Here is a 4,352-nt window from a genome sequence, read left to right on the forward strand (position 1 = left end):
GCTAGGAGACGGCCCATGCGGCAGCTGACTTTTTCGCAGGCGCTGGACGAAGCGGTGGCGGAGGAAATGCGGCGCGACGAGCGCGTGATCACGCTCGGCACCGATTTCACGGGCGACCCGCTCGCCGAATTTGGTCCCCGCCGTGTTCGCTTCACCCCCATCTCCGAATCGGTACTCACGGGCATGGGTTTGGGGGCGGCCGCGAGCGGCTATCGGCCGATCGTCAACTGGCGCATGGTGACCTTCTCGTTCGTCGCTATGGACCAGGTCGTCAATCAGGCGAGCAAGATCCGTTACATGTTCGGCGGACAGGCGGATTTTCCGGTGACCTATCGCTGCTCGACCGGCGGCGGCATGGGGCTGGCCGCCCAGCACTCGCAGAGTCCTTATTCGATGTGGATGCACCTGGCGGGGCTGAAGATCATTCTGCCGGCGACGCCGGCCGATGCGAAGGGCCTGCTGAAAAGCGCCATCCGCGACAACAACCCGGTCGTCTCGTTCGAGTGCAGCCGCTTGAATGCCGTCAGCGGTCCCGTGCCTGAAGGCGAGCATCTGGTGCCGCTCGGAGCCGCCGAGGTCAAGCGCCCCGGCAACGACGTGACGGTGGTGGGCTTGGCATTCTACGTCCAGGAATCGCTCGCACTCGCCGCTGTGCTCGAGAACGAGGGCGTATCGGTCGAGGTCATCGATCCGCGCACGCTGGTGCCGCTCGATGTCCAGACCATCCGCGCCTCGGTTCGCAAGACCGGACGGCTCGTCATCGTCGACGAGGCGCCGGCGACGTGTTCGGCGGCCTCGGAGATCGCCGCGGCCGTGCTCGAAGACCGCGAGACGTTTCACGCGTTGAAAGCGCCCGTGCAGCGTGTTTGTGCCGCGCCCGTCCCCGTGCCCTACAGCCCGGTGCTGGAACGAGCGGCACTGCCGGATCGCGCTCGCATCGCGGACGCGATCAGGCGCGTGCTGAACGAAAGCCGCCCGGCATAAGCGAGAAGCCGCCACGCAACTCCAGCGGCGGCACGGCGGTCGGGCTCCGGCGGGCGCCGGTTTACGAGCAGGCGCGTCTACGGGCAGTTCATCGTAGCGATGCATCGCGCAGCAAGCGGCGGTCCAACGCGCGTGCCGGGCATGACTGTTTCGGATTACTGGAGGAGGCATGAGATGGACGATCGCGACATGTATCAGAAAGGTTTGAGCATTCGCCAGGAGATGTTCGGTGCCGACGTCGTTGCGCGCCGCATGGCAGCCGCCGGTGAGTTCGGTGCGCCGCTGCAGAAGCTCATCAACCAATATGCGTACGGTGAGGTCTGGGGCCGCGAAGCGATTCCACGCAAGATGCGCAGCCTCCTTGCACTCGCCATGACTTGCGCGCTGAATCGTCCCAACGAGTTGCGCATCCATTTGCGCGGCGCTCTGAAAAACGGCTGCAGCACCGACGAGATCCGGGAAGTGTTGCTGCAAGTGGCGATCTACTGTGGCATTCCCGCCTCGCTCGAAGCGCACAACATGGCCACGGAGATCTTTGCCGAGGAAGCCGGCACCGCCACGAAGGTCGACTATTGAGCATCCCGGGCCCACGGGGGCACCCGGTGTCTCGATTCTGTTTCTCGAGAGAGCCCCGGGGGTCGGCGAACTGCTATAGCGCCATACCGAGCGCATGCCCACCAGCCGTCGCAGCCAGCAGGCCTTGCGGCAAGGCGCAGTCGCCGGCGAGGCGCACATCGATTCCGCCGGCACGAAGCGGCTCGGCGAGCTCGTCCTCGGGCACGCGCGGCGTCGCATAGGCGACCAGGGCGACATCCGCAATGACGCCGATCTCGCCGCTATAGACGTTCGCATACTCGATCTTGCCCGGGGACGATTCAGCCCAGCGCACCTCCGCGAGGGGTACCACATCGATGCGCTTTTCGTGAAAGCGCCGGATGATCCCCTGACGCGTAACGAGCGCCGTCTTCTGCGCGATGTATTCGCGCGGCGTCAGCACGTAGACCCGGTCGAATACGGTCTTGAGGTACTCCGCCGAGGCGTACGTCCCTTCGGTGTGGTCCATGTCGAAGATCACCGCGTTGCCGGCGCGGCGGCCGGGATTGCCAAGCAACGCCTGCATGGCGCTGCGCAGGTCGCGCGCGAAGTCGATTGGATGCGGCATGCGCGGCGGACGCAGCATCCGGGAGCCCGTTGCGAGCACGACCGCATGCGGGTCGAGCGAGCGTACGGCATCGACGCTCGCCTCGACGCCGAGCTCGAAGCGCACGCCCGCGCGGCGTGCCGCTTGCAGTTGGTATTCGTAGATCCGGGCGAGCGTATGGGCTCCCGGCAACATCGCGTGCAGACGCGCCTTGCCGCCGACAGCCGCGGCGCGGCCGAACACCGTTACGTCGTGGCCTCGGGCGGCCGCGACCCATGCCGCTTCCAGCCCGGCGACACCCGTGCCGATCACGATCACCCGGCGTTTGGCCGCAGACGACGCAGGACGCCAGTCGGCTTCGTCGGGCGCGGCTACGCGCGGGTTGTTCACGCACGCAATGGGCTGGAGATGCGTATTGATCGTGTCCCAGCAGCGGTTGCAGAAAATGCAGCCGCGGATTTCCTGCATCCGACCCTGGGACGCCTTGACGGGCCAGGCCGCGTCGGCGAGCAACGGCCGGCCGAGCGCGACCAGCTCGGCATCGCCGGAGGCGACGATGCGTTCGGCTTCCTCGGGGGTCGCGATCTTGCCCAGCGCGATCAGCGGCACACCGTGCAGGCTGGCACGCAGGCCGCGTTGCAGTTCGTGGTAGGGCAAGTCCGGCTCATGCGCGTCGGGGAGGTGACGCTCCAACGCGAGCCCGTGCGTGCCTTGAGCGAAGCAGACGTAATCGACCTCGCGCGGCGCCGTGAGCATCGATGCGACGATGGCAGCTTCCGTCGGGCCGATGCCGCCCGGCACCCAGTCGTTGCCCGGGAGCTTGAGCCCGATCAGGAAGTCGCGTCCGCAGCTCGCGCGTAGCGCATCGATCAGCTCGCGCACGATGCGCGTCCGACCTTCCCAGTCGCCGCCGTAGCGGTCGGTGCGATCGTTCGACCACGGCGACAGGAACTGGTGGAAGAGATGTCCGTGCCCGGCGGAGATCTCCACGCCGCTGAAACCGCAGCGCTGCAGCCGCGCCGCCGAGGCGGCGAAGTCCTCGATCATCGCTGCGATCTCGTCCGCGGTGAGCGCGTGCGGTACGGTCCAGGACAGATCGTCGGCCAGCGCCGAGGGGCCGATCGCATGCGCACCGATGCCGGTGTTGTGGCGCCCGCGCCCGGGATCCTGGATCTGGCCGAGCAGGGCGCAGTCCTGCGATTCGACCGCCTCGGCCCAGCGCGCGAGACCCTGCAGATTGTCGTCGTTCCACGCCCGCGCCCGATAGGACACGTTCTGGTGGCGCGCCATGCTGATCGGCTCGGTGACGATCATCGCCGCCCCGCCGCGGGCGCGCGCGGCATGGTAGTTGACGAGTTGCTCGGTCACGCGCGTGTTGGCGGCCATATGCGTGTTCATGGAGGCGTGCACGACGCGGTTGCGCAGCGTCCTTCCGCCGAGGCGAAACGGCGCAAAAAGCGCAGGGTAGTGGGTGGACTTGCTCATGGCATTTACGGTGGTGCATTCCACCATGTTGACTTTCGAATTGCGCGATCGGCCGGCACTGACGATACTTGACGCCCTAGCACGAGGTCAACGAGGTGAGCATGCATCGGTTTTCTGTTTCAGTTTGGATGGCGGGGGCGTTTCTGCTGTCGGCGGCCGCTCCCGCGCAGGACTACCCGACTCGCCTCATTCGCATCGTCGTCGCACAAGCGCCGTCGTCGGGCCCGGATCTCGCCGCCCGCGCGCTGGGCCAGAAGCTGACCGAATCGTGGGGCCAGCCGGTCATCGTGGAGAATCGTCCGGGCGCAAACGGCATCATCGGCGGCGAATTGGTAGCGAAGGCGAAAGCCGACGGATACACGCTGCTTCTCGGCGTGCCGAGCGCCATGACCGTCAACCAGTTCGTCTACAAGAAGATGCCCTACGATCCGGTGCGCGATCTCGCTCCGATCACGCAGATCGCGACCAACACGTTCGGCGTCGTAGTCACGCCCTCGCTTCCGGCGGCCTCGATCAAGCAGCTGGTGGCGCTCGGTAAGGCGCGTCCGGGCGACCTGACCTACGCCTCGGCGGGCATCGGCAACCTGACGCACCTCGCCGGCGAGCTCTTCTCCCAGGCTGCCGGCATCAAGATGCTGCACATACCCTACAAGGGCACGACCCCGGCGCAGGTGGACGTGATGAGCGGGCAGGCCACGCTCATGTTCGTGTCGATGCGCGGCATCGCCGAGCACGTCGCGGC

General features: G+C 66.8%; 4 protein-coding genes. 3 read left to right on the forward strand and 1 reads right to left on the reverse strand.

From position 1 onward, the window contains the following. The first annotated feature begins 15 nt into the window (after positions 1–15). Positions 16–984: an alpha-ketoacid dehydrogenase subunit beta gene (locus GEV05_30615; GenBank protein MPZ47634.1), complete on the forward strand. Its 969-nt coding sequence runs from the start codon at positions 16–18 to the stop codon at positions 982–984. Positions 985–1,158: 174 nt separating this feature from the next. Further along, a complete protein-coding gene (locus GEV05_30620) occupies positions 1,159–1,560 on the forward strand; it encodes a 4-carboxymuconolactone decarboxylase (GenBank protein ID MPZ47635.1) in 402 nt (133 codons plus the stop codon). A 73-nt stretch (positions 1,561–1,633) separates the two neighbouring features. On the opposite strand, the gene GEV05_30625 is transcribed toward GEV05_30620, so the two are convergent. Next, a complete protein-coding gene (locus GEV05_30625; protein MPZ47636.1) occupies positions 1,634–3,637 on the reverse strand; it encodes an NAD(P)-binding protein in 2,004 nt (667 codons plus the stop codon). 74 nt (positions 3,638–3,711) lie between these two features. Between GEV05_30625 and GEV05_30630 the strand changes: the two genes are divergently transcribed. Beyond that, positions 3,712–4,352: tripartite tricarboxylate transporter substrate binding protein (locus GEV05_30630; GenBank protein MPZ47637.1), on the forward strand; the 641-nt coding region annotated here is incomplete at its 3' end.

The sequence above is a fragment of the Betaproteobacteria bacterium genome (assembly GCA_009377585.1).
Lineage (GTDB): Bacteria > Pseudomonadota > Gammaproteobacteria > Burkholderiales > WYBJ01 > WYBJ01.

Excerpts from the sequence above, each read along its gene's own strand:
- GEV05_30615 (MPZ47634.1), top strand. The coding sequence starts at position 16 with ATGCGGCAGCTGACTTTTTCGCAGGCGCTGGACGAAGCGGTGGCGGAG.
- GEV05_30620 (MPZ47635.1), top strand. The coding sequence starts at position 1,159 with ATGGACGATCGCGACATGTATCAGAAAGGTTTGAGCATTCGCCAGGAG.
- GEV05_30625 (MPZ47636.1), bottom strand. The coding sequence starts at position 3,637 with ATGGTGGAATGCACCACCGTAAATGCCATGAGCAAGTCCACCCACTAC.